This is a genomic window from Fluviispira multicolorata, from assembly GCF_009208585.1.
Taxonomy (GTDB): domain Bacteria; phylum Bdellovibrionota_B; class Oligoflexia; order Silvanigrellales; family Silvanigrellaceae; genus Silvanigrella; species Silvanigrella multicolorata.
Genome location: NZ_WFLN01000009.1, coordinates 127,791 through 153,958, shown reverse-complemented (window position 1 = coordinate 153,958; position 26,168 = coordinate 127,791). Strand labels below are relative to the sequence as shown.

The following is a 26,168-nucleotide window of genomic DNA, read 5'->3' as shown; positions in this document are numbered from 1 at the left end:
TACAGATAACTATAAAACTACTTCTTTGTTTTAATTTTATCAAGATTACTTTTTTTATCCATTTTTATTTGCTCAAAATCTCTTGATTTATCAACAATAACTTGAAAAATTTCTTTTGTAAATCCAGATGGTAGACCTTTTTCCTTAGCGAACTCTTCAGCATTGTTAACAACCAGTTCCGCTCTCTTCTTATCATAAGCAGTAACGATATTATTTTTTAGCTTTATTTCACCAGCTTGCACAACATATTGCATTCTTTTTGCAAGTAATAAAACAATTCCTTTGTTTATCTCATCAATATGACTTCGAACGCAATTTAAATCAGAACACTCCTCAATCTTTACATTTTCTTCAAGTGAATAAGAATTTTCAAGACCACAAAACATAGAGAGTAAAATACTAACAGAAGTTAAAATAAATCTTATTTGTTTTTTCAATTTTTCCGCCTATAAAATATTATGTTTTAAAAGTAATCAGCTTGCAAGTAACATATTTAAAAGATTATTTACCTTTTTTGGGCTACAATTGTTACAAACATTCCTCGCGAATCTGGCAAGACTCTAAAATTTGAAAAGCCTGCTTGCATTAATTGAGTTATAGTAAAATGTACACTTCTACTTGCTTGAAAAGCAGCTTCAATGATATCGACAAAAATTATTTTTTGCACAAGTAGATCTTCTGGATTAATTTTATCCATATTCCAAGATGATTCCATAGATTCCATTGGTGATGGAGTCAAAGTGCTTATTATGAGAGTTCCTTTCTTTTTTAAGGCTTTATAGAATGATTTATATAAATGAAGAACACGGTCATTATCTTTTTCATAAATATTTAAACCATTACTACTTAAGAGATCAAATTCATTTTTAAAATCAAGTTCCCATGCATCCATTTTATAAAACTCACAAAACTGACTCAATCCTTTAACTAAAGAAATACTTTTTGCTTGCTCTAAAGCAATATCATCTAAATCAATACCAATAAATTTAAAATCTTTTGCCTTTTGAGTTTCTAGAGTAAGGAATTCGGACATGAGACCACAAGGAAGAGAAGCAAAGCGAACTCCATCTTTAAAATAATTTGCTATTTCGGAGCTAAATATTTGATATCTTTCTTGTGTTGATACAGATATTGGAATTTTTTCTAAAAAATTAACTTCATATGGATTCAAAGTATTCTTTTTCTTTCTAATTGGATAAGAACAGATATATTCAGTCCAATAGCCATTTAAACCTTTATTCTGTAGTAAAAATTTACCTAAATCAAATGAGACAAATTCTTCAAGAAGTGTTATTTTTTTATTAATAATACTTTGATCACCATTAGACTCTTTGATTATTTTTTGCTTTTTTTGCTCAATTAAATCATTTATAGAAATTTTAGAGTTAGTATGAGATATAATATTCATTTGAAAAACCTTTTTATTTAATACATTTACTCTAATAAAGAAACAATATTTTTACTATTTCTCAATAAGAAACTTCTATCAAAAAATTAATTTTTTCAAAATGAAATTAATGAAAAGTATTGAGAATAAAACTTGTCAAACTTCATCACGCCCGGCAATAAAATTTTCTGCATCTCGAGTTGTGGGATTTGTAAAAAATTGAGCCGTTCGAGTATATTCAACCATGGTTCCATGTCGCATAAATAATGTCCAATCGGTTACACGACTGGCTTGAAAAAGATCATTTGTTGCCCAAACAAGAGTTGATTTTTCACTCATATTCAAAATTAAATTTTCTGTTTGCTTTAATAAAACTGGATCCATTCTTAAAAATGCATCATCGAGCAATAATATTTTTGGTTTGCGAATAAGTGCACGAATAATAGCAAGTTGCTGTAAAAAAGGAACTTCTACTTGACTCGGTAATAATTCTGCTAAAGAATCTATTTGTGCTTTATTATGATGAGAGATAGGTAAACTATCAATTAATTCATGAAATTCTAATATACTTTCTGCACCAATTAAACTCTGGGAAAGTGCAAAATTTTCTGCAATAGACACAGGAAGCCATGCACTTTTTTCTGAAACTAAAACAACATTTGTATATATTTTCTTTAAAATATTTGATATTGGCTTTTCTCCGCCAAGCGGTATTCCAAGAATTTGTAAATTTCCACTTTGTTTTAAAGAGTTTAATAAAAACTTATCATCAATTTCCCATAAAAATTGAGCAATAATTGACAACAGCATGCTCTTGCCAGAGCCTGCTGGACCAATAATAGCAACAGATTGTCCTTCATGAATTGAAAAAGATAGTTCACGAATGGGAGAAATAAAGCCCACTGATAAGGAATATCTATCAAACAAAATTGCAGGCTCATTGATTTTTAAGTGATTATCTAGCATTTACAAACCCAAAAAAAAGATTGATAGGAAAATACCTATCAATCTCATTTTAACAAAAGAATAAAAAACAGAATAATTATTTTCTATTTTTTATTTCTGTATATTTAGCATCGGTTGGACCAACATATTTTGCTGAAGGACGATAAATTCGGTTGTCACGCCACATTTCGATAATGTGCGAAGACCAGCCCGCCACACGAGAAACAGCAAAAATAGGGGTAAAATCAATAGAATCAATGTCCATTAGGCGATAAAGTGAACCAGACCAGAAGTCGACGTTCGGCCAAATATAGTCTTTTGAAGTTTTGCCCAATTCTTCAATCATAGTGTCATGCACGATGCGAAGGGTTTCGTAAGTGCTCTTATCACTTTTTGTAGCAACGAGTTTTTCAAGCATACCACGCAATACTTTTGCACGTGGGTCCATAGTGCGGTAAACGCGGTGACCAAATCCCATAACCTTTGCTTTTGTTGCAATAGCATTCAATACCCATTCTTTCGCATATTCAGGAGCGCCAATCCCATCTGCCATTTCAAGAACTTTTTCATTTGCACCACCGTGCAATGGTCCAGAGAGAGCGCCTATAGCAGCAGAAATGGAAAGAGAAAGTTTAGCTTCAGTTGAAGCAACTACACGTGCTGAGAAAGTAGAAGCATTGAAGTCATGATCAAGATGAAGAATTAAGGCAACATCGAAAATACGTGCTTCTTCTTTGTTTGGTACTTTATCATGAAGCATATATAAGAAATTTTCTGCATGTGACATTTCTGTATTTGGAGACACAGCTGCAAGCCCGCGCCGATCTCTAGAAATGTGTGCAACAGCAGTAGCTAATTGGCTAATTATTTTAATGGCATTATGAATATTTGCTTCTTCATTTTTTAAATTAACAGGTTGTTCATCAAACCCCATAGCAGCAACAGCCGCTTGTAAAACTGCCATTGGGTGTGCAGAACGTGGAGCCGCAGCAATAACTGCTTCAACTGCTTTTGGAAGAACACGATTGTGTCTTAATTCAGTATTGAATTTTGTTAATTGATTTTTTGTGGGCATTTTTCCGTAAAGAGAAAAATAAACGCATTCTTCATATGTTGATTTTTCAGCAAGCTCTTCAATAGAAATACCACGATAAATAAGACGTCCATCTTCACCCTGAACTTGGCTTACAGAGGTTGCATCTGCAACGACACCCGCGAGCCCTTTTGAAAATCCGAGTTCTTCAGCCATAAGAATATCCTCCGAAATTAAGAAATATATAATACTTTAAATTAAATCGTAGCGAAGCAGAAATACGAAACTCCAAAACAAAATGGCTTACGTACTCTTGATCCTCTATACTCCTGTCGGTGCGTACAGACAACCATCGGCACTTTCACGAAAGTCTTAAGTATTTTTAGAATATTCAAAATACTTCGAACTTTCTTTTGCTAAATCCTGATAACTTTTTGGTTTTCCTTCTTTTAAAAGCCAATTTTCAAACCAAATTAAACACTCTTTAAACTGCTCTTCGGAAAGAATTCCTCTAAATTTCTGGATAGCTAGAAATACGCCATAGGAAATTAATACATCAATAGCACAGTACTCCTCTATTTTATCTGATGCATTGTTACTATAAAATTCCTCTGCGACTTTAGCCCCATCCATACCACTCAATTTTCCACCTAGCCCCATAGAACGTGAGAGAATATTAAGTCCAACTCTTGCATTTCTATTGTCATAATTTGAAACAAAATTCATAAGATCGAATACTTTATCAGAAGCATATTTATAACGATAGGAATCGTTACCTAAGTTTTTTACATAGTCTTCTATTGGGCATGTAATAAAATGAATGAGACTTCTTTGCTCAATTACCATAAGATCAAAGTTTGCAATATTATATCCGCAAAATGTTACTGGCAGCTTTTTTAATTTATTTCTTTGATAATCACTCATATAGCGATCATTCATAGTTTGGTCGTACCAAAATTTATGATAATCTTGATATTTAATAGAAAAATCCCAGAATTCTTTTAGTATATTTTTTTCAGCTACTTTTAATTCACTATAATTTTTAACACCTCTGATCGTTCGCTTAAAACCATCCATAATTTGATATGTTTCAGGATCAATAAAAATAGCACAAATTGATAGCACACAATGATAAATTGTTTGTGGGAAATCAATTTTAGCAGAAAACTTAATTTTTTCTAAAGTTTCATTGCTATTCCAATGAAGTTCTTCTTCGAAGTGAAAGTCATGTTGCAGTTTATCTTGATAATTTAGATATAATAATGGAATATCAGGTATGGTTTCTATATCAAAAATGAGGATAGGGGCTTGCGGTCTTTCATTTTTCAATAAGTTCCGAGACGTGTTCATTGTCATATTAAGTTTGCTCAATTTTTCATAAAAGTGAATCACAAAATCAACATGATAATATTTTATAAAAAAATAAAGTCAATAATATTTTGCCGGTCAATAAAATACTCTCGATTATAATTTAATATTTTTAAAAAGATTGAAAATTAATAAAACAAGCCCACTCTATAAATAAAGTATTTATCAGAAACGAGCTTATATCCCCGACTTCTAAAGTCGGGGATATAAGCGAGCTGAAAAGACTGCAGCACCAAACTGTGCAAGGTTGAATTGAAAGCCTGACGAGGCATGCAAACAGACGATAGGAATTTTTGTTTATCGAAAGTCGGCTTTACTTGTAACTTTTTTACATGCATAATTTTTTTTTAAGCTAAAGGAGTTGAGCATTAATGATAATAACATATTTCTACAGAATTAAAGATTCAGGGAGAGCAAATAGAGTGCTTTCTAAGATGTCTCGTTCTGTAAATATGGTATGGAATTTTTGTAAACTAACTCAAAAAGAGGCTCTTAAAAATAAATCTGTTAAGTTAATAGATGATAAAAAGTCTGGTGAAAAGCTTCAATCCCATATTTTTTAACAAAATTTGAGATGAATAATCTAGTAAGTGGAAACTCAAAAGAGTTAGAATTGCATTCTCAAACAGTTCAATTTATTTCTGAAGAATACATCACAAGAAGAAAACAGTTTAAAACACTATTGCGTTGGCGTGGGAAAAGATCTTTGTGATGGATATCGTTTAAAGCATCCGCAATTAAAATTCATAATGGAAAAATATCTTATAATAAAAATGAGTTTTCTTTTTGGAACTCAAGAGATCTTCCAGATGATGCAAAAATAAAAACAGGCTCATTTTGCCAAGATAAAAGTGGTCATTAGTATCTTAATGTCACATTTGAAAGTGAACAAATAGGAATTAAAAGAGAAGATGATAATGAAATTGGCATAGATATTGGGATTAAAACTCTTGCTACTTGCTAAAAAATGTTCCCTAATTGTTGTAGGTGATGTTCCTTGTAAATTCATGAATCGAAATAAAAAACTATCAGGAATATCATTAGACTCAGGGATTGGAATGTTTAAATCAATGTTGAAGTACAAAGCCGTTAGAGCTGCTTCAACATACAAGAAAAATTCTAGCTAGTTTTTCTTTTGTATCTAGGGAATCCCCTTCCTCAAAAAATCGACGTTAGGAGGTTTTTAGGAAGGGAGGATATCAATTAAATGCTTAACTTTCTATCAATGGAAAGAGCTCCTCCTCCTTTTATTATAAGAGCAGCTGACAGGCCAATGGCTAGAATAAAAAATTCAATGCCTTCTCCAGCTTGAGTTCCATACCAATTCATAAAAAAACCATGTGACAAGTGCTGCGTTATCATCGCTACGAGCATAACTGCTCCCACTCCAAAAGCAGAAATACGAGTTAAACAACCAAAAATAAGTCCCAAAGCACCAAAAGATTCTGCTAATATTGGCAGGACAGCAATAAAAATTGGAAACCCTTCTACATTTGTAAAGTACTCCAAGGTCTTTGCAAAACCATTTCCTCCAAATAATCCTAATGTTTTTTGCAATCCATGTGGTAAAATCATAATACCTAACGCAAGACGCATAATAAGTGATGAATACTCTGGAGTCGTCTGAATTAACTTACTGATAATTTTTTTCATATGAAATCTTTTCCTTTTTATTATTTACTATTAGAACATATAAGTATGCAAAATCAGAATCAAGTAACTCGTGTCATTTGTTAAATTAACATTTTGTTTTTAAAATTCAATTATAAATGTCAATTTAATTATTTTTTTAAGTTTACTTTACTTTTGTATATATAGAAATGGTATTTAATTAATTTTATAGAAAGATCTAAAATGAAATTAAAAATGAAAACAATGTTAAAGTTGATGAGCTTTTGGCCACCATATTTAGGTGCGGGGGTACGAATAAATAACATTTCTGATGATATGACATCATTAAATGTAGAAATGAAACTCAAATTTTGGAATAAAAATATTAAAGGAACACAATTTGGTGGCTCACTCTATTCTATGATTGATCCTTTTTTAGTGTTATTACTCATGCATCATTTAGGTCGTGAACATATTATTTGGGATAAATCCGCAACAATACATTTTAAAAAACCAGCCGAAGGCAAAGTGTTCGCAAAGATTTTAATCACAAAAGAACAAATTGATGAGATTCACAAAAAGGCTATAAATGGTGATAAAGTTGAACCAAAATTCACCCTGCATATTAATGATGAAAATAATAATATTATTGCAGAAATTGAAAAAACTCTTTATATACGTAAAAAAGCCTCCAAAAAATAATTAAATTTTGAAGGCTTTTTTTATTTGATTAAACTCACTCATTACTGAGCATTACGAGCCTTATTTACATAAGCAGTCAAACGGCTGATGCGACGAGCCATGTTGTTCTTATGAATTGTGCCTTTTTTACGAGTTTTAGCAATAACAGACTGAGCATCACGAAGAAGTTCTGCAATATTTGAGAAATCCTTCTTTTGCACAGCTTCAAGTACTTTTTTTGTTGCTGTTTTCATAGCGCTCATGTTTGCGCGGTTACGAAGACGACGAACTTCGCTCTGACGAGCGCGTTTTTCAGAAGAAATATGATTAGCCATTAAAAGCTCCAATTTGCTTAAATAAGTATGTGTCGCTTAAAAAATGAATGCCAGCACACAAACTTGCTTGAACCGACTCCAGCATTCAAAAACCTGACTTAAGAGCTACGGAAACCTAAGTCATTTATAAACTAAAAATTAACCTTGAGTTTTTGTAAGCTCAGAGAGGTCAACCTTTTTAATTTTAAGAAGATTTGCAACTGTATTTGTTGGACGAGCTCCAACTCCGTACCAATGAGCCATTCTATCTGTTTTAAGTTCCACAACAGAAAGCTCAGGCATAGGATTGTAATGACCAACGCGCTCAATAAAACGGCCATTACGCGCATTACGGGAGTCTGTTACAACTACGTGATAAAAAGGACGACCTTTACAGCCAAAACGCTGAAGTCTAAACTTGAGAGCCATATAAAAACTCCTAAATGGGCAAAGCCATCTATTGAGCACTTGCTGCTGAGTTGCCTTCCACAAATACCTTTATTTGTGGGGAAAGCTCGCACAGGGTGCGTTGCCAGAAAAGCCATGCAGTTTCGCACGGCAAATGCCTCTGATAAATTCTTATAGAGTGAAAGTCAAGGAAATAAGCTCTTTCCTTAAGAAAAAGAAAGAAGCTGCAATTGGGTTGGAAGCTCTACAACGGTTTGATATGATTTCAAAAATTGAGGTAACCCCCGTGAGTTCACAGTCAATACAAAAAGCACTTTATATCACCGATTCAACCAGCACTGAAGAAGTTGTTCGAGCAGCATTGCATCGCTGCGGAGCAAGAGAAATAAAGAGTGCTCGCACAACAGCAGAAGGACTTGATATTATAATTAAAAATGGTTTTAAAGCGCATCTAGTCGTAGAAGATTTAAAAACAATAGATAAAATAAGATTTTTCCCCACTCGCTTTCCCGAAGCAGGTCATAGGTTTACCCCACCCCCCCCTTGCGTAGCAATTTGTGAAGTCTCTGACAAAATTGATATAAATACGTTAAATGAAAGCTACTATAGCTCCTATGTTCTTAAACCCTTAAATGAAAGTATTTTAGAAGAAAGAATTAGAAGCTCTTATGTAAAGAGCTATTCATATGCAAAAGGAGGAGTGCTTCTCGAAGCTATAAACTCCTTAATTACGAATCGCAAACTAAAAGATGCATATAATTTACTCCTACCTGCACTTGCAAAAAAACACAATTCAATAGAATATATTACGCTATTATCTAAAATATTATTTGAGCTCAAAGAGTTTGCATTTGCAGAAAAAACAGTGAAACATCTTTTAGCAAGAGATAAAGAAAATTTTTCAGCAAAAAATATGCTCGCAAAAATTCTGATTGCCACAGGTAGACATAAAGAAGCAGAAAAGCTTCAATTATAATATTTATTAAGAAGAAATTAATGGAGAAAATTATGCAGAATTTTAAAAATATACTTTGTGTTACCGATCTTTCTCAGGTTTCCATAAATGCAGAAATCGCAGCATTGCGGTTGTCTCAGCTGTTTTCGGCAGAAATGACTGTACTCAGTTGTGGAGAGCATTATGCACACATTCCAAACAAATTTTTAAATGATAATGTTGTTCAGCCACAAGAGAACTTTCCGCAAAGTGAAGAATATAAAAAGTTCTTAGAACAAAAGAAATTAGAAACATACGATCATTTTAAAAAAATTTCTGAACGCTTTCATGTAAAAATACCTGAAAATATAGGATATGAAATAAAACTTGAAAATGAAGTTACAGCAACAATTGATATACTTGAAGAAAAAAATAATAAAATTGACCTCATTATTGTTGGGAAACAACAAAGTTCATTTTGGGAAAGATTATTATTTGGCTCACCCGCAAAAGAAATATGTAATGAATCAAAAGTTTCAACTTTAATTATGCCTTCTTCTGAAGAATGGAGCACATGGGAGCCTAAAGGCATTTTAGTTGCTTCAGCATTGAATGAAACAAGCGAATATGCTGAAGAAGTTGCAGCCACATTCGCCGCAAAAGCCAATTGCCCTCTTTTACTTTTGCATATTTTTGATGCCACTACGACTCATTTAGATATGAATATTTCCCATATATTTCCTATAGATTATGTTCCTTCCCAAATTCAAACAGATACAATTGACGAAATAAAAGCACAAAAAACAACTGAAATAAAAAAAATCAAACAAACATTACAAGATAAAACAGGCTTTACAAATATCAATACCCAAATTGATACGGGAAGAGTTGGAGACGAAATTCTTAATCTGATAAAAAAAGATAAAAATAAAAATTTGCTAATCATTGGTGCAAGAGGAGAAAGTGCTTTAAAAAGATTTTTTCTTGGCAGCAAAACTTCCGCAATAGAAGAAGCATGTTTTATTCCTCTTTTAGTTGCACAAAAAAATTTCACATAAATAATTCTTTTTTTATTGGTAATTTTTTTAAAACTCATTTAGTATTAACATTGACTTTATAGCACAAAGGAGTGTCTAATGCCAATTCAAGTTGCAGCACATGGTTTCGATCTCACAAACCCCCTTAAAGATGCTTGTGAAGCAGAATCAAAAGACAAACTGCATTCTATTGCTCTAAATCATATAAAAACAAAATGGACATTATCAATTCAGCGCGAAGAACAAATAGCCCATCTTACTTGGGTTGACGGCGCTTTTAATGGTGATGTAACAGTAAAATCGACTGACATGTACAATAGCATTCATCAATGTGCAAAGAAAGCAGTTGAACAAATGAAAAAAAGCCATTCAAAAAAACAAGATCATCATAAAGATTCTAGAAGCATTTTTTATGCACAAGATATCGAATAATTTTATTTTCTACTCTTAAGACAAAGTTCAAAATTATAAAATATTTTGAACTTTTTTTTATTAAAAACATTCATAAAAGCATGTATCTGAGGGTAAAAATAAGTCAATGCAAATTTGCAATTTTCACTAATGAAAGAATCTGATTGATACCATTCATATCATCGGCTAAGTGAAATGACTCTAATGCTTTCTGTGCATAATCTTCATTTTTTAAATTTAATGCATATGCACATTCATATAATTTCCCAGATATTTGGAAAAAACCCAAGGTCATATAAAGAGCTGCGGGTTTAGCGCAAATCTCAGACTTCAAATTTAAATGTCCTGATAACTTCTCTACATAGTTTTCAATTTCTGGTGAAATTCTTTTATCACTCTTTGCTAAATCTATAGCCAAATTTAATATTCTTTTTGTTTCATCTGAAATAAATTTTTCTGAGCCAAAACTTTCATTGCTTAAAGTTAAAAGCACTTCATATAAATTAACCGCAGCAAAGTAAAAGCCATTGCTATGCAAATAAACCGCTCCAATTAACATATTTTCAGGATTTGTCTCTTCATTTTGAGATACAAGAATATTTTCATATTGACTTAAATCATCATATGACAATACATTATTTTTATTTTCAGAAGCACTTTCAATAGCTATTCCATAAATAATTTGATACTTTTTTATATTAAAAAAAGACATTAAAAATAATACATTTAAAAGAAAAATTCCTATGTAATAAATTCGATGCCTCTCAAAAAACTTTTTCTTCAAATGCTTTGAGTTTGCTGATGATAAAATAAATTTTAAGTTCCATTTATGCCGTGTTGTCAAGGCAAAGCCAAAAAGAATACCTGCCAATGCCCCACCTAAATGACAAGCCCAATCAAAAATAGGAAACGAAAAGCCAAATATAATATTTAAGACAACATTGACAAAGAGTACAGTTCCAAACTGCATGCCTTGTGTGGGTCTTTTAAACTGTTTAGATAAACGTTCTTCGTATTTCTGAATAATAAATAGACATAATAATATCCCAAATAAACTTCCAGAAGCCCCCACAGACATTTGTGGGAGCAGAGCAAAACTACAAAAATTACCAGTTAATCCAGAAACAATATACAAAATAAAAAAATTTCGCGGACCAGCAATAATTTCAAAAATACGTCCTATTGACCAAAGTCCAAACATATTAACTAGTAAGTGAACTAAATTAGCATGCATAAACATAGGCAGAAATAGGCGCTGCAATTGTCCAGAAGCAATAAGACCATTTTCTTTCGCTCCAAATTGGATAAGAGCATCGTATCCAGGTCCTTGAATAATTTTAGTCAGAAAATTTCCTGATTGAGCACAAATATAAAGATAAAATATTATATTTATAAAAATTATTAACCATGTTGCTACACTGTATTTCCTTAATAAAATTTTTCTTCTGGCCGCACTTATCATAGAGCTCTTTCCATTGATACTTTATTTATTTTTGATAGTATTCATTTATCAGTTCTTCAAAAAACAAACTCGATTTTTTATTTTTCTTGAGCAATTTTCTAAACTCAATAACAAAATAATCCATTGTATTCTTATCGCCAAAATGCCAAGCAAAGCTAATACTATTTATATTTGCACCAGCTGCCTCAATGGTTGAATAAAATTGTTCTCGGACAAAATCATAATTTAGCTCATTTTTTGTAAATAAAAGACAATAATTTCTAATACTCTCTTCTATTTTCTTTTCCGAAATGAGGGTGTATATTTTTTCATTCTGTAATAAATTCTTATTAATCACCAATCCAAGCATAAAATTTGTAAAAAACTTTGTCTTTTCTCTTAGAAAAATATTCTTATCATAAATCGATTCATAAAATAATTTAGGAAAAAGACAAAGAGTATTAATATTTTTATCTTTATAAAACCCGTAATAAATTTTATTTCCAGCAGTATTCTTTATGATTGTCTTATCTTCTAGCTTTTCTCTCATAAAGCCCGAAACAACGAGAGCTCTTACAAAATAAAATAAAAGTCTTTTATTTTTATTAAAGTGATGCTTAAAATCAATAAATGACTTATAATCAACAAAACCATTATTCATAAATACAATAAAAATTATTTTCTTTTCAGAAAATTTATGAGCAATCTTATAAATATATTTATAAACATGATCGCAGTATTCAGGAGGTGTTGTGACATAAAAATAAATATTTTTACTCTTAATTTGTGAACACTCATCGAAATTCATATCTGGAGTCAATGCTAGAGGAAGATTAGCCATAACCTGTCTTCCATCAGAATATTGAATATATATGGGAGTTAAAATTTTTGATTTACTTATAATAATCAAGGTTTCTAAAGGATTTTCAGTCTTTATGATATTTGCTAAAAATAATCCTACGGCACCAGCTCCAACAATAATTCTACATACAGAATCTTGAGAATTTACTATTTCTTGACTCGCTTTCCTCAAAAGCACTTCAAATCTCCTGAAAAACAGAGTATGGCAGACTTTGTTATTGATGGGGGATACTAATAATCTGCACTAACGAGATATAGCACAAAATCCAGAAAAGGATGGACTGCAAAGAAATATCTAAAATATTAAATTTGTATGAAAAGCCCCTCAAAAGAAATGAAAGGTCTAATTTCTGAATGACTCAAAATAATGATATTTGCTACGAACTTAAAATAAATATGAGCGAAGAAAACAAAGATATTCTTGCTGAATTGTTAGCAGAATTAGATATTCATGATTTTGTTTTAGGAACATTAGAGTGCGATGTTGAAGCAGAATACAATCCTCTCGATCCAAAACATGATTATTATACTGAATTAGCTCATAATATTCCTGTTATTTTGTATAGTAATGATAGAGAATACTTGCTCTCAATTCAAAATGCATTGACTCATCTTTTACCAAAAGTAAACATTCCTTGTGATGACTCAACTTTTGTCATTCAACCACTTACAGATCAAGACTGGAAAGAAAGCTGGAAGGCTTCTTTTCGACCTATTTTTGTAAAAGATATATTTGCAATTATTCCTCCTTGGGAAAAAAATAAAGATTTTTCACAAAAATATAAGATTGTTATCGATCCAGGGATGGCATTTGGCACAGGACAACATGAGACAACTCGTTTATGTTTAGAAACCATGCTTGAATATAAAATACCGCTGCGCGTTATGGACGTAGGAACCGGCAGTGGAATTCTCGCAATTGCAGCCCAAAAATTAGGGGCAAGCTCTATCATTGCAAATGACTTAGACCCCGATTGTATGCGTATTGCAGAAGAAAACGCACGCGTAAACTTAAGCGAAAATATTCAATTTACCAACACACCCATAGAAGAAATTGAAGAATTTGGTTTTGAAATGATAATTGCAAATATTCAAAGCCGCCCCTTAAAAATGATCATGCCTTCCATCAAAAATCATGTTGCTGACAAAGGTATTATTATTTTATCTGGTATACTTGTTTCTGAAAGAGACGATTTTCTCAAGTTTTTAGAAGAAAATAATATAATATTTCTCTCTACTCATAGCATGGGAGACTGGTGCTCCATCGTTTGCACAAAATAAATAATAAAGCGATGAACTGATCTCATCTCCCCTAAATTAGAAAGAGTGGGCATGTCTGACTATCAATTTGATGTTGCGATCGTTGGCTCTGGACCTTTTGCTTGTTTTACCGCACTTTTATTAGCTGAACAAAACATGTCCGTGGGACTTATTACTCCAGAACACTCTCAACCGCTTGATTCTTTTTTAAATTCACTGAGTGCATGCTGGCCTACATTAAACGATCCTCCCACACGTGCAGATGTGGCGCATGGCCATGATGTGGCGCTGTATCTTAATGATTTTTGCACTCAAGGAGTTCATTTTTTTAAAAATAAATTTCTACCTCTCATCAATGATTCCAACAACTGGATTGAAAGCAAATGCCTCAGAATTGGTTTAAAAGATTTTGAAAAAGAAGAATTGCTTGTCGCAGAAAAACTTGGATTTTCTCTCATTAAAACCCCTGAGGACGGAGTTTATCTCGATTCAACAAATTCTATTTTATGTAAAGATAAAAAAATATTTCAAGATAATTTTATACAGACATTAGAAAAAAATAAAGTACAAATTATTCAATCGAGCGCAATTGGCCTTAAAGAAACTCAAAGTAAATGTTTTATTGATCTTAATAATAAAAATAAAATTGAATGTGAAGTTGTGGTTCTGGCCAATGGTCTTGACATAGCGAAACTTATTCAAAGATTTGAAAAATATCTTATTCCAATGAGTGATTGTTTATATGAGTATGAATCAAATAGAGGTTCTGATACCCCCCCAATGAGACCACTCTCATTCAGAGCATCTAATGGACACATTTGTGGAACTTTTATTCAAAACAATAAAAATTTATTTTTGAGAATTTCAGGTCCACGCTTTTTACTGCCAGGAGCAGGAGCTGGTATTAATTTAACCCAAACAAAAATAGAAGATAAAACCTTTAAAAGTATTGAAAAATTCCATAAAGAAATCATCTTTCCTATTTTTGCAAAAGAGCTCGGATTTTCATCAAGTGAAGAGTTTTTAAATAAATTTGAATTTAAAATAACAACTAAAAAAATACTCGCCGACTGTTATCCTTGCGATGAACTTCCCCTCCTCGGAGAATTTGGTAAATTAGGAAAGGTACTTGGCAATACAGGTTGGCTGGCAACTGGCTTTCCAGCGGGCGCGTGGGCAGCAAAAATTATTTGCGACCTTATTTTAAATGAAAAAAGTTCACACTTACTTCCTCGTTTAAGACCCAGAAGACTGCAGTCAGCCTTTATAAAAAAGCATGAAGATCTTTAAATTAAAGATTTTTTATTTAAAATTGGAAGAAAAGAAAAAAATTATTAATAAAAAAAATTTCTAATCTTTTTTTAGCCTTTTTTTCTTTTCATTATCATACAACTTTTTACCATAACCATAAAATATTTAAAATTTTAATTAGTAAAAATTACAAATTAAAATTTTAATGTTAAATATAAATAATTATATCAGCATAAATATACTTATACGCTGATATAAAAAAAATATTTCCTACTCTTAAAAAAGGTAACAACATGATATTTAAAAAAAAATATTATTTCATAATACCAATTTTATTCGTTATTGGAGTGCTTTTTCTAATAAAAAAAAATATCTCGCAAATTAGTAAAAACTCAATCTCGATAAACATGGCTGAAGCTCCTACTATTCCTTGGGAAGTTGATTCTGCCCCTGTGCATGTTGTAGAAACTTTTAGCGAAGCTGTCCATGGAAATCTTATTCCATTTGGCGATTTCAATATGGAAAATGTAACAAATCAAAATACATTACTCAGTGGTTATTTTTGTACTGAAAAAACTTGTTACGCCAATGTTAAGAAAGGAATTTACTTTCACAACGGAAGGGAAGTAACTGCCTATGATATAGAGTTTTCTTTAATAAAAAATTTTTTTAATAAAGCTGATGAGACATTTACATACACCTGTTTAGAAGATTTAGCAGATATAGATCATATCATATTAAAGCCTTTATTGATTGGAAATTTAAAAGAAAAAAACAATATTTTTTACCCAACGGGTCTGCTAACTAGTATTGAAATAATTGATAATTATAATATAAAATTTCATCTCAAACGGAAAAATAAAAATTTTTTCCAAAGAATATCATCAGGACGTACACCTATTGTTCCTATTGAAGAATTGATAGATAAGTATACTAAGTGGAAAAAATATCCTATCGGATTTGGTAAATATAAAGTTGTCGATGCAAATTTAAAAACATTTGAATTCATGCTGCAAAAAGTAAATCCAAAAGAGAATATCCCGAGCAATGTAAAACTGTTTTATAGCAGCAATGATACGGGTGATATTAAAATGCTTTTAGGAGGAAAATATCGGGGAATGAAAGAATATGATAAAATAATTATCTTCCCAAATATTTATTCCAATGGAGGATTTCTTTTTAACTACCAAACAAAACTTGGGCGCGATCCAAATTTTCGCAAGGCTATTTCGCTCGCTCTCGATCGTGAAAAAATTGCATCATTTGGAATCCACAAAGAAATTATTCCAGAAGATCAAATGTTGCCAAATTTTGGTTGGCAAAAAAATTATCGTGCAGACATAGCAATTCAACAACAAAATTTAAAATTAGCAAAGGAGTATTTAAATAAAGTTCCACAGGCACTTTGGAAAAATAAATTACTCAAAATACCTAGCTACTGGGAAGATGTTCCTGAAATTAATACACTGCCCTATATCCAAGAAATTAAAGCAGAGTTGATTGAGCTTGGCTTGAATATAGAATTTCAAGACACCATAATGTATTATGATAAATTTAAAGATGATGATGAAAATGTATTATGGTTTACTGGCTTTTCTTTTGCCAGTGACGATCCAAATAAAAACTTTGCCCACTTTAGAAAAGGATCCTTTTTTGGACATGAATACCCTGATGATCCTGAGTATGAGAGACTTTACCAAAAATCTGCCATGAATGCGTCTAAAAACTCAGACGACACCAAAAAACTAAGTGAATATTTTACGAAAAATAATATTATGGTTATTTTATTTAACCAAAGAGTCACATATGCGTATGACTCTAGAAGAATTGCTTCGCTTGGAGAGCAATACAATGGAATTAGATTTGAAATTTGGAAAGTAAAAACGAATGAGTAAATTCAAGATTTTTATCTTTCTGCACATTGGATTAGCTTTACCAAACATTCTTTTTTTTAGCTACAATTATAATCAATTTCAATTAAAAAAGAATGATATTTTAACGATAAATATGTCCGAATTTCCTCAACTTCCTTGGGGGGATGACAACTCAATTACAGTGCATGTTTCTGAAACTTTTAGCACTGCCGTACATGGAATTTTAACAAATATTAGCCATTTACGTAACGAAGAAAAAGCGGCTGAAAGCTCATTATTAAAAAATTATTTTTGTGACGCAACAGTCTGTGTTGCAACTTTAAAAAAAGGAATTAAATTTCATAATAATAGAGAAGTCAATGCATATGATGTCGAGTTTTCCTTCTTAAGACAACCTCTTATTAGAAAATTTGACTTTGCTTCTTCAATATTAAATGATTTCATTGACATTGAAAACACAAAAACAAATAAAATAAACTATAAAACCATCAATGGCATTAAATATCCTTCAAATATTATTGCAGGAATTGAAGTGAAAGATAAATATAATATTATCTTTCATTTTAAACAAGAAAATAACTTCTTCTTCCAAAAGGCATCTGAGGGGCGTATTCCTATTGTCCCCATTGAAGAGTTTGATGATCAATATATAAAATGGAAAAAATACCCTATTGGCTTTGGTAAATATAAAGTGATTGATGCGGATTATAAAAACTATGTATTTACCTTAGAAAAAACTAATTTGAAAGATAATATTCCAAGGTATTTTAAACTTATATTTAGCGATCAAGATATTGGTGATATAAAAATGTCCCTTGAAAGCCCCAAACGGGGCAATTCCCCTTATGATAAAAAAATTATTTTTCCAAACATCAGTTCTAATGTGGGTTTTATTTTTAACTATCAATCTGAACTTGGCAAAAATCCTAACTTTAGAAAAGCCATTTCTTTAGCACTTGATAGAGAAAAAATTGCTAAATTAGCAATTCATGGTGAAATGACCGCTGAAGATCAAATGCTGCCGAATTTTAGTTGGTACAAAGAGTATCGAGCTAAAACTCCTTTGCAAAAGCAAAATATAGCATTGGCAAAAGAATTATTAAATAAAGTTCCCCATCACTTATGGAAAAATAAAACAATTGAAATTCCAACTTTTTGGGCTGATGTAAATAATTTAGAATATGTGCATGAAGTGAAAAAGCAATTGCGAGACATTGGACTTAATTTTGTGTTTTTAGAGACAGATCCTTTATACACTGAGTTTAAAGAAAATGATAAAAATTCAATATTTTGGTCAGGCTTTGCCTTTGCCAGCGACGATCCAAATCGAAATTTTGCTTTCTTTCATAAAAGCCCTATTTACGTAAGGGAAGATCCCAACGACCCAAAGTTTAATGAGCTTTTTAAAGCATCAACACAAAATTTAAGCAAAGGCCCCATAAACACACAAAAATTAAGTGAGTACTTTACTGAAAATAATATTATGGTCATTGTTGCCAACACCCGTATGGTTATTTCATATGATACAAGAAAAATATCATCACTTGGTATGCAGCCAAATGGATCAAAACTATTACTTTGGGAGATAAAAACGGATGATTAAATGGTGGAGTTATATAAAATAAGGTAATAACATATTCTATGAAATTTAATATTTTATATATTATATACATTTATATTCCATCATTCATATTATCGATACTCATTGTTTTAATGAATATAGCTTTTACATCGCTGCAATTGAAAGATTACTATCTCTCTACATATGGGTATACTGAATATTTAATGCAAAATAATTATTCACTCGAGGCTTATAAGCGCTTAGTTGAAGTGGCTTCTTCAATAAATGTTTATGAGCGAGTAGAGAAAAGTAAATATTTTGCGGCAGAAATATGGGAGTGCAGCCCCTGTATTGCAAGAGATTTTCCGCTTTGGCACACAAATACCTCTTCATTATATGAAAGTGTTAAATTCACTTTTAACTTTGGCTTCCAAAAAAAATATCCAACAGTGATTATTTACAATGATTTTCTTATTATTTCAGTAGAGTTTCCTATCTATTCATATAAAATAAACTCTGATAAAGTCAGTAAAAAGAAAAAATACACCTTAAAATTTTATAAAAAGACTCTTGATTTTAGTTTTATTAAACAAGATAGCTCATTTTTACAAGCTTTTTTCATTCTAAACTTCTATATTTATCTTATTTTATTAGCAGTTTTACCTTTTCCAATATATCTTTTTAAAAGAAGAATAGAGGTGAATACAGCCAGAGACATTGCATCACAAACTCTTGAAAACGTAAAAAACATGATAGAACATGAACTTATAAATCAAGAAAATATTTTAAAATATCCTTCTGATTTTGACACAACAATTCAAGCTGTCATGCATCATAATAAAGTAGCGCAAATTACTTTAAAATCAGTTCTCATTGAAAATTTAAATCCACTGGATGTTCTGCAAGATGTTTGGAATGGCATTGGCAATGATAAAATTAAGCTCACCTGCACTCTTTCTTTAAAAAACAAACTTAAATTTGACAAGACCACACTTTACTTAGTGTTTAACACAATACTTAAAAATGCCACACATGAAAGCCTTAAGACTCACAAAATCCATGTCGACATTAAACAACATAATTCTTTTGGAAATTATAAAAAAATTATTTTTAAAATTAAAAATGATGGAAAATTGATCGAGAAAAAAGATAGGGAAAAGATCTTTCAAGGATACTCCACTAAAAAAGAAGGTCATGGCATTGGCCTTAAAAATTTAAAAGAGATTTTAAAAAAATCTGGCAGTGACCTAGTATTATCAAAACAAGAAAACACATGTTTCATTTTTGAATTAGGTGCCTCTGATCAAAAATTTGTGATTTCAAAATCATTGACCATCCACTGCATGTTTGAAAAAGAAATACCTATTGAAAAAAGTTTGTCTTCAGAAAACCTACCTTGGGTGGTGGTCCTAGAGGACAATGAGATGATTTGGCGAGGGTGGGAAAAAAGAATGTCAGATGCAAAAATTTTCTTCTTTAAAACACCAAATGAATTTTTCTACTTTATTGATGAGGAGAAAATGAGTGAACGCCCATTTCTTTCTAAAATCAAAGCAATTATTTCTGACTTTGACTTTGGCAACGGCATTAATTTTATAAATTCCAATTTAATTGGTGGAATTGAAAATGAAGAAGAAAAGTTTACTGGAAAGCTCATTTTATGTACAGGTTTTAATGAAAAAATACAAGAAAATATTCCGTTTGTTATGAGAGAAAAAATTGATCTATTTTTTCAAAAAAAGCATATTTCATATTTTGAATTAAATTCAATGTTCAGCGAACAAAATAAATAGTTAATTTTACTTATTTAATAATTAATTATTCAATTTTATGAACTAAATATTATCAATTAAAGTTTTCACCCGATTAAAATTTTCACCAAAAAAACATTTTTTATAGATCATTTTTCGAGCAACTATAGAAAAATTTTCAATTGGTATTTTCAACTTACGGATTAGAACCAATATCCGCACGAGCTCCCTGCGAGCTTCTATTGATAATTCTTTATCAATTAAGATAATTTCTTTCAAAAATTCGGAGGTATTTACATTTAGCTGTAAGTCTTGAGAGGACGTTATAAAAAGGGATTGAATAAGATCTGGATACGTCACACCAAAGTATTCACTTATCTTGGTCACTAAAGCATAATCATCGAGAATTTTAATAGGATTCTCATAAATTCTATGTAAAGTTTTTAAGCTGATGCCAAGATATTGAGCCATTTCTTCTCGAGCATCGTGCGTAAAAGTTAAAAAATATTCTACATGTGCACTTGACTCTTTAAGTGATTTTAACTTCAATTGGTTTTCAGAATTACCAGATATAACAAGGAGCATTTGGTTTAATTTATGTACAATATTGTTAGCGACAATTAGTTCCATTTTAAACTCATTTTTATTGAAAATAGCATTTTGAAAACACAATTTAAGATGCGATTGTGAGACAAGAAAAAACCAAATTTTTCTTGTCGAGATTAAAGCATATTTTCTTTAAAATGACAAATATTTATCACCTTTTATTTCAACTCAGCAAGTCATAACTGCTTTAAATTAGATATCAAATAATTAATAGATTCAAAAAAATGATCAAAAAATGATCATTTTCAACTAAAAATTTTTAACCTCCTTTTTATTTAAGTTTTTATAAATTGATAATCTTTGCATAGTTTTAATACTTTTATTCACTCAGTAAAATTAATTTAAATATTTAATAAAATATTAACTCATTTTTTATTTTCAGAGCCCCAATAACCTTTCAAAGACAAATTTGTCTTCTAATAAAGATTTAAGATCTCAAATCCTTGCACTTTATCTCAATTGTAACTTATAAATCGTGGGTAGGTAATAGCTAACGAATTAGTTATGCAGTTGCATTTTAAAATAAAGGAATAAACAAATTAAATATTAATATATTATTTTACAATTAGTATCTCTTATTAATTTTTTTACATATAATTAAAAAAATTAATACTCAAAAATAAAATAAATTTCTTATTTATAACATATATTTGTAGTTTATTTATTAAAATTAGGAGAAATTAAATGGAAGCCTTGCTCAATAAGATATATGCAGATCCAACCTGCTCGTTAAAGAGTTTATCTGACTGTGAACTCAATTATTTTTACAACTACTTTAGACACGAATATTTTTTTCAATCACATTATTCGAGTCAAGAGTGCTTTAAAGAGAAAAAACAAGTACTAAAAATATACAGATCTATAAAAAGAGAAAAAAATAGGCGACTGCCATTTTCAATTTAAATAAACTTTAATTAGCCCATATCTCTCTTAAAACTTTAAGAGAAAGTTCCGCAATAACTGGTTCGAAAGAATGCTCTCCTGAGACAATCAAATCAGCTTTGTCTTTTCCAGGTTCAACGTAAATATTATGCATGGGACTCACAGTTGCTTTAAATTGATTTTGAACAGACTCAGGAGTTCTTCCCCTCTCTCGCACATCTCTTTTTAAACGTCTTTCAAACCTAACTTGCTCAGGTGCATCAATAAATATTTTATGGTTGATTCTTTTTTCGGTATCTGAGTCATTAAAAAGTAACACACCTTCTACTAATACAATTGGCTTTGGTGTGATAATTTGACTTCCAATCAATCGACAATGCTTTGCGAAATCATACATAGGTAATGTAACGCACTTTCCAATTGCAAGCTCATCTAAATGTGAAACCAATAAAGAAAATTCGATAATATCTGGATGATCAAAATTAACATGTTGGCGTTGCTCAAAAGAAAGATGGGTTAAATCTTTATAATAAGCATCTTGACTTATATGTAATACATGATCTTTACCTAAAAAATTAACAAGCTGCCGACAAAAAGTTGTTTTACCACTTCCCGAACCACCACAAACTCCAATTACATAGGGTTGAGAAATACCACTTTCCCCTGTATGCGAAATTCCCTTAGCTTCACGCACTTTATGCTCCAGTGAATGCAGTTTGTATGCGTGTTTTTGCCACATAATTCAACTTCCTTTGTAAATATTTTCCAAAACAGCAGATTCTTAGCCTCAAATGCAAACAAATGCAAGAGACCTTTCTAAAATGTTGCAAAAATCAAATCAATAACTACACTTACCCATGTACTCAGCTTTTATAGTTACTTAATACAGGGATCTTTTATTTATGAAATCAATCCTCTGCTCAATAGCAAAATTTTCTCTTACAATTTGTGCAAGTAATGAAAATAATTCGGGATCTCATATATTGGGAGGGATTTCTTTTTCTAAAATTCCCCGCATTCTCATAGCAAAATGCGGACTTGATGGCCATGATAGAGGCGCCAAATACATTGCCCGTGCTCTTCGTGATGCAGGTATGGAAGTTATTTACACAGGGATTCGTCAATCCCCAGAAGATGTTGCTTCGACTGCTGTTCAAGAAGATGTTGATCTTGTAGGTCTTTCTCTCCTATCCGGGGCGCATAATACACTCTTTCCAAAACTGCTTGAAGCCCTAAAAATAAATGGTGGAGAAGATATTCCCGTATTTGGAGGTGGGGTTATTCCTGATCCTGACATTCCTTACCTAAAGTCTCTTGGTGTAAAAGCAATATTCACCCCTGGCACAAGCGTTCAAGATGTCATCATAGAAATTAAAAAAATACTTGAAGGATAATACAATGACTCTTTCTACCGAAAAAACAATACAAAAATTAAGAGAAGAACGCGTCAAAACATTTGCTGGAGGTGGTTCAAAAAGAATCGATGCTCAACATGAAAAAGGAAAAATGACTGCAAGAGAACGGATACACGAACTCCTTGATCCAAGCTCGTTTGTAGAAATTGGTGCATTTGTCACCCACAATTGTGATCAATTTGGTTTAGAAAAGCAAAAATTTTTAGGGGATGGAGTGGTTACAGGATATGGAACAATTGGAGGCCGCCCTGTCTATGTTTTTGCTCAAGATTTTACTGTTTTAGGTGGATCTTTAGGAGAAATGCACGCTAAAAAGATTTGCCAAGTCATGGAGCTTGCCACTCAAAACGGAACACCCATGATTGGTTTAAATGACAGTGGAGGCGCTCGTATTCAAGAGGGTGTAGCGAGTCTTGGGGGCTATGCAGACATTTTTTATCGCAACACACTTGCGAGCGGTGTTATTCCTCAAATAAGTGCCATTCTTGGTCCATGTGCTGGAGGAGCTGTTTATTCGCCAGCTATAACTGACTTTATTATAATGACACAAGCAACTTCACATATGTTTATAACAGGGCCAGATGTTATAAAAACCGTAACAGGAGAAGATGTTGATTTTGAAACTCTTGGAGGAGCTGACACACACTACAGCAAAAGTGGTGTTGCAGATGCATCTTGTATAGATGAATACCAAACCATCTCATTTATAAAAAAACTATTAAGCTATATTCCTCAAAATAATTTAGAAAATCCCCCAATAATTCCATGTACCGACCCTGCAGATAGAGCTGATGCGGAACTGAATGCAATTATTCCAGACAATCCTAATCAACCTTATAATATGCGTGATGTCATTAAAAGAGTATGTGATCTTGACTCATTTTTAGAGTTACAAACTTCTTTTGCAAAAAATATGATCATTGGCTTTGCCCGTCTCAACGGAAATTCAATTGGTATTGTTGCAAATGATCCCATGAATTTAGCTGGTGTACTTGATATAAATGCAAGTATAAAGGCTGCTCGCTTTGTTCGATTTTGCGATGCATTTAATATTCCACTCATTGTCTTTACAGATGTGCCGGGGTTCTTGCCTGGAACGGATCAAGAATGGAGAGGAATTATAAAACATGGAGCAAAGTTACTTTATGCTTTTAGCGAAGCTTCTGTTCCACGTTTTACCGTGATAACAAGAAAAGCGTATGGAGGAGCCTATGATGTTATGAACTCAAAACACATAGGAGCTGATTACAATATCGCTTGGCCAACTGCTGAAATTGCCGTTATGGGTCCCGAAGGGGCATGCAACATTATTTTTAAAAATGATATTGCGAAGGCAAACAATCCCGAAGAAAAAAGAAAAGAACTCATTCAAAATTATAAAGACACATTTGCAAACCCATATGTAACTGCTCAAAAAGGGTTTTTAGATGATGTGATAGAACCAAAACTCACTCGAAAATTCCTTATTAATGCACTTTACATAAATAAAAATAAGCGAAAAGTTTTACCAAAAAGAAAGCATGGGAATATTCCTCTCTAATTTTTGCTATCATTCATTTTCGATATTTTTATTTAAGGAATTAATAATGAATCAGAAAAAAAATTTTGATCTTGCCCATAAGCCATTTAAAAAAGTTCTTATTGCTAACAGAGGAGAGATCGCAGTTCGAATTATTAGAGCTTGTCGAGATATAAATTTAAGCCCTCTTGCAGTTTATTCTTCTGCAGATTTAAATTCACGACATGTTGCTCTTGCTGATGAGGCTTATTGTATTGGCAATGGCCCAAGTAATGAAAGTTATTTAAACATTGATAACATTCTAAAAGCTGCGAAAGAATTAGGTGCGGAAGCCATTCATCCTGGATTTGGTTTTCTTTCAGAAAATGCTGATTTTGCCAATGCTGTTATTGCTTCAGGACTCATATGGATCGGTCCTTCTCCATATGCAATTCATACAATGGGCGATAAAACTGTTGCAAAAACTAAGGTAATAGAAGCAGGCGTACCATGTTGTCCTGGAAAAAATGAACCTTTAAAAGATATAAAAGAATTAAAAGATACGGCTAAAAAAATTGGCTATCCACTCATATTAAAAGCAGCTGCAGGTGGGGGAGGAAGAGGAATGCGCGTAGTGCGCTCCGATGATGAACTCAGTCAATCTTTTATTCTATGTCAAAAAGAGGCTCTCAATTACTTTGGAAATTCAAATATTTTCTGTGAAAAATATATTGAAAACCCTCGCCATATTGAATTTCAAATTCTCGCGGACAGTCATGGGAATACAGTTCATTTATTTGAAAGAGATTGTACAATTCAAAGAAGACATCAAAAACTGATTGAAGAAGCACCATCAAGTTATATAAATGAAGAGACCCGTAAAAAGATGGGTGAAATAGCTGTTAGAGCTGCAAAAAGTGTTGGATATGTAAATGCTGGAACAGTCGAATTTATTTTAGAATCACCAACAAAATTTTATTTTATGGAAATGAATACACGAATACAAGTTGAACATCCTGTAACCGAAATGATTACAGGCGTCGACTTATTGCAGATGCAATTAAAAATTGCCATGGGTGAAAAAATTCCATTTGAACAAAAAGATCTTTCTATACGTGGTTGGTCTTTTGAAGCAAGAATCAATTCTGAGGATCCATATAATAATTTTAGACCTGACCCTGGTGTTATTGAAGAAGTTGAATTTCCTGCGGGTCCAGGTGTGAGAGTCGATTCCCATATTTACTCAGGGTATAAAATACCAGAATATTATGATTCCATGATCGCAAAATTAATTATTCATGGAACGTCACGAATAGACGCTATCAATAAATTAAATAGAGCATTAAATGAATTTCATATTGAGGGAATCCAGACAACAATTCCATATCATCAAGCACTTTTAGAAAATAGTCATTTCCGCGAAGGAAACTACACAACAAAATTTGTTGAAGAAAATAGTCATTTACTAGATGAAATTGAAAAAAATAGAGAAGATATTACAGCTCATGAAGCCTGTGCTATTGCAATAAAAATTATAGAAAATAAAACTCATGGAGAAGTTCGTTCACAGACGCTTATTGAAAAACAGGACCCTTGGAAATCAGCTTTTCGCATTGAAAGCACTCGAAGATAAATGGAG

26 protein-coding genes are annotated in these 26,168 nt (G+C 31.7%); 14 read left to right on the top strand and 12 right to left on the bottom strand.

What is annotated here, in order from left to right; genetic code table 11:
- Window positions 1–17 precede the first annotated feature (17 nt).
- From GCL57_RS12630 to GCL57_RS12610, 5 genes are all read right to left on the bottom strand, one after another.
- Window positions 18–437, bottom strand: coding sequence for a chorismate mutase (locus GCL57_RS12630; RefSeq protein ID WP_152213714.1), 420 nt, complete (start codon window positions 435–437; stop codon window positions 18–20).
- A 68-nt stretch (window positions 438–505) separates the two neighbouring features.
- Window positions 506–1,408 carry a class I SAM-dependent methyltransferase gene (locus GCL57_RS12625; protein ID WP_152213713.1) on the bottom strand — a complete coding sequence of 301 codons (903 nt, stop codon included), beginning with the start codon at window positions 1,406–1,408 and terminating at the stop codon, window positions 506–508.
- A gap of 135 nt (window positions 1,409–1,543) precedes the next feature.
- Window positions 1,544–2,353: an ATP-binding cassette domain-containing protein gene (locus tag GCL57_RS12620; RefSeq protein WP_152213712.1), complete on the bottom strand. Its 810-nt coding sequence runs from the start codon at window positions 2,351–2,353 to the stop codon at window positions 1,544–1,546.
- A 76-nt stretch (window positions 2,354–2,429) separates the two neighbouring features.
- Window positions 2,430–3,581, bottom strand: coding sequence for a citrate/2-methylcitrate synthase (locus GCL57_RS12615; protein ID WP_152213711.1), 1,152 nt, complete (start codon window positions 3,579–3,581; stop codon window positions 2,430–2,432).
- 156 nt (window positions 3,582–3,737) lie between these two features.
- The gene (locus GCL57_RS12610) at window positions 3,738–4,721 is read right to left on the bottom strand and encodes a 3'-5' exonuclease family protein (protein ID WP_152213710.1); all 984 of its coding nucleotides are present in this window, start codon (window positions 4,719–4,721) and stop codon (window positions 3,738–3,740) included.
- 383 nt (window positions 4,722–5,104) lie between these two features.
- Between GCL57_RS12610 and GCL57_RS12605 the strand changes: the two genes are divergently transcribed.
- Together GCL57_RS12605 and GCL57_RS12600 are read left to right on the top strand one after the other, a co-directional pair.
- Window positions 5,105–5,296: a hypothetical protein gene (locus GCL57_RS12605; RefSeq protein WP_152213709.1), complete on the top strand. Its 192-nt coding sequence runs from the start codon at window positions 5,105–5,107 to the stop codon at window positions 5,294–5,296.
- 372 nt (window positions 5,297–5,668) lie between these two features.
- Window positions 5,669–5,860 (top strand): hypothetical protein, encoded by a 192-nt coding sequence (locus tag GCL57_RS12600; RefSeq protein WP_152213708.1) that lies wholly within the window; start codon window positions 5,669–5,671, stop codon window positions 5,858–5,860.
- A gap of 76 nt (window positions 5,861–5,936) precedes the next feature.
- Here GCL57_RS12600 and GCL57_RS12595 read toward each other — a convergent pair whose 3' ends face one another.
- Window positions 5,937–6,386 carry a DoxX family protein gene (locus GCL57_RS12595; RefSeq protein ID WP_152213707.1) on the bottom strand — a complete coding sequence of 150 codons (450 nt, stop codon included), beginning with the start codon at window positions 6,384–6,386 and terminating at the stop codon, window positions 5,937–5,939.
- A gap of 201 nt (window positions 6,387–6,587) precedes the next feature.
- On the opposite strand from GCL57_RS12595, the gene GCL57_RS12590 reads away from it, so the two are divergent.
- Window positions 6,588–7,046, top strand: coding sequence for a YiiD C-terminal domain-containing protein (locus GCL57_RS12590; protein ID WP_152213706.1), 459 nt, complete (start codon window positions 6,588–6,590; stop codon window positions 7,044–7,046).
- Window positions 7,047–7,087: 41 nt separating this feature from the next.
- Here GCL57_RS12590 and rpsT read toward each other — a convergent pair whose 3' ends face one another.
- Together rpsT and rpsP are read right to left on the bottom strand one after the other, a co-directional pair.
- Window positions 7,088–7,360 carry a 30S ribosomal protein S20 gene (rpsT, locus tag GCL57_RS12585; RefSeq protein ID WP_152213705.1) on the bottom strand — a complete coding sequence of 91 codons (273 nt, stop codon included), beginning with the start codon at window positions 7,358–7,360 and terminating at the stop codon, window positions 7,088–7,090.
- Window positions 7,361–7,498: 138 nt separating this feature from the next.
- On the bottom strand, window positions 7,499–7,768 hold the full coding sequence (rpsP, locus tag GCL57_RS12580; RefSeq protein WP_152213704.1) for a 30S ribosomal protein S16: 270 nt from the start codon (window positions 7,766–7,768) through the stop codon (window positions 7,499–7,501).
- A 265-nt stretch (window positions 7,769–8,033) separates the two neighbouring features.
- Here rpsP and GCL57_RS12575 point away from each other — a divergent pair, with 265 nt between their 5' ends.
- The 3 genes from GCL57_RS12575 to GCL57_RS12565 all read left to right on the top strand — a co-directional run bounded on the left by GCL57_RS12575 (window position 8,034) and on the right by GCL57_RS12565 (window position 10,150).
- On the top strand, window positions 8,034–8,723 hold the full coding sequence (locus tag GCL57_RS12575) for a tetratricopeptide repeat protein (protein ID WP_152213703.1): 690 nt from the start codon (window positions 8,034–8,036) through the stop codon (window positions 8,721–8,723).
- Between the two features lie 32 nt (window positions 8,724–8,755).
- Complete coding sequence (locus GCL57_RS12570) at window positions 8,756–9,739, top strand: universal stress protein (protein ID WP_161597750.1); 984 nt, start codon at window positions 8,756–8,758, stop codon at window positions 9,737–9,739.
- 78 nt (window positions 9,740–9,817) lie between these two features.
- Window positions 9,818–10,150, top strand: a complete 333-nt coding sequence (locus GCL57_RS12565) for an HPF/RaiA family ribosome-associated protein (protein WP_152213701.1) — start codon at window positions 9,818–9,820, stop codon at window positions 10,148–10,150.
- Between the two features lie 103 nt (window positions 10,151–10,253).
- Here the strand turns inward: GCL57_RS12565 and GCL57_RS12560 are convergent, their stop codons facing one another.
- Window positions 10,254–11,591 (bottom strand): rhomboid family intramembrane serine protease, encoded by a 1,338-nt coding sequence (locus GCL57_RS12560; protein ID WP_152213700.1) that lies wholly within the window; start codon window positions 11,589–11,591, stop codon window positions 10,254–10,256.
- 25 nt (window positions 11,592–11,616) lie between these two features.
- Window positions 11,617–12,609: a hypothetical protein gene (locus GCL57_RS12555; protein ID WP_152213699.1), complete on the bottom strand. Its 993-nt coding sequence runs from the start codon at window positions 12,607–12,609 to the stop codon at window positions 11,617–11,619.
- Window positions 12,610–12,785: 176 nt separating this feature from the next.
- Between GCL57_RS12555 and GCL57_RS12550 the strand changes: the two genes are divergently transcribed.
- The 5 genes from GCL57_RS12550 (at window position 12,786) to GCL57_RS12530 (ending at window position 20,170) form a co-directional block, all read left to right on the top strand.
- Window positions 12,786–13,712 carry a 50S ribosomal protein L11 methyltransferase gene (locus tag GCL57_RS12550; protein WP_152213698.1) on the top strand — a complete coding sequence of 309 codons (927 nt, stop codon included), beginning with the start codon at window positions 12,786–12,788 and terminating at the stop codon, window positions 13,710–13,712.
- 51 nt (window positions 13,713–13,763) lie between these two features.
- The gene (locus tag GCL57_RS12545) at window positions 13,764–14,981 is read left to right on the top strand and encodes an FAD-dependent oxidoreductase (protein ID WP_152213697.1); all 1,218 of its coding nucleotides are present in this window, start codon (window positions 13,764–13,766) and stop codon (window positions 14,979–14,981) included.
- A 254-nt stretch (window positions 14,982–15,235) separates the two neighbouring features.
- Window positions 15,236–16,837, top strand: coding sequence for an ABC transporter substrate-binding protein (locus GCL57_RS12540; RefSeq protein WP_152213696.1), 1,602 nt, complete (start codon window positions 15,236–15,238; stop codon window positions 16,835–16,837).
- A complete protein-coding gene (locus GCL57_RS12535; RefSeq protein ID WP_152213695.1) occupies window positions 16,830–18,419 on the top strand; it encodes an ABC transporter substrate-binding protein in 1,590 nt (529 codons plus the stop codon). The genes GCL57_RS12540 and GCL57_RS12535 overlap by 8 nt, the downstream gene beginning before the upstream one ends.
- A gap of 182 nt (window positions 18,420–18,601) precedes the next feature.
- Window positions 18,602–20,170: an ATP-binding protein gene (locus GCL57_RS12530; protein WP_161597749.1), complete on the top strand. Its 1,569-nt coding sequence runs from the start codon at window positions 18,602–18,604 to the stop codon at window positions 20,168–20,170.
- A gap of 42 nt (window positions 20,171–20,212) precedes the next feature.
- Here GCL57_RS12530 and GCL57_RS12525 read toward each other — a convergent pair whose 3' ends face one another.
- Both GCL57_RS12525 and udk read right to left on the bottom strand, forming a co-directional pair.
- A complete protein-coding gene (locus GCL57_RS12525) occupies window positions 20,213–20,758 on the bottom strand; it encodes a hypothetical protein (protein ID WP_152213693.1) in 546 nt (181 codons plus the stop codon).
- A gap of 886 nt (window positions 20,759–21,644) precedes the next feature.
- Window positions 21,645–22,355, bottom strand: coding sequence for a uridine kinase (udk, locus tag GCL57_RS12520; protein ID WP_152213692.1), 711 nt, complete (start codon window positions 22,353–22,355; stop codon window positions 21,645–21,647).
- Window positions 22,356–22,608: 253 nt separating this feature from the next.
- Here udk and GCL57_RS12515 point away from each other — a divergent pair, with 253 nt between their 5' ends.
- From GCL57_RS12515 to accC, 3 genes are read left to right on the top strand one after another with little or no spacing between them, the layout of a single operon-like run.
- On the top strand, window positions 22,609–23,010 hold the full coding sequence (locus tag GCL57_RS12515; RefSeq protein WP_152213780.1) for a cobalamin B12-binding domain-containing protein: 402 nt from the start codon (window positions 22,609–22,611) through the stop codon (window positions 23,008–23,010).
- 4 nt (window positions 23,011–23,014) lie between these two features.
- Window positions 23,015–24,571, top strand: coding sequence for an acyl-CoA carboxylase subunit beta (locus tag GCL57_RS12510; protein ID WP_152213691.1), 1,557 nt, complete (start codon window positions 23,015–23,017; stop codon window positions 24,569–24,571).
- A 46-nt stretch (window positions 24,572–24,617) separates the two neighbouring features.
- Window positions 24,618–26,162: an acetyl-CoA carboxylase biotin carboxylase subunit gene (gene accC / locus GCL57_RS12505; protein ID WP_152213690.1), complete on the top strand. Its 1,545-nt coding sequence runs from the start codon at window positions 24,618–24,620 to the stop codon at window positions 26,160–26,162.
- Window positions 26,163–26,168: the final 6 nt, after the last annotated feature.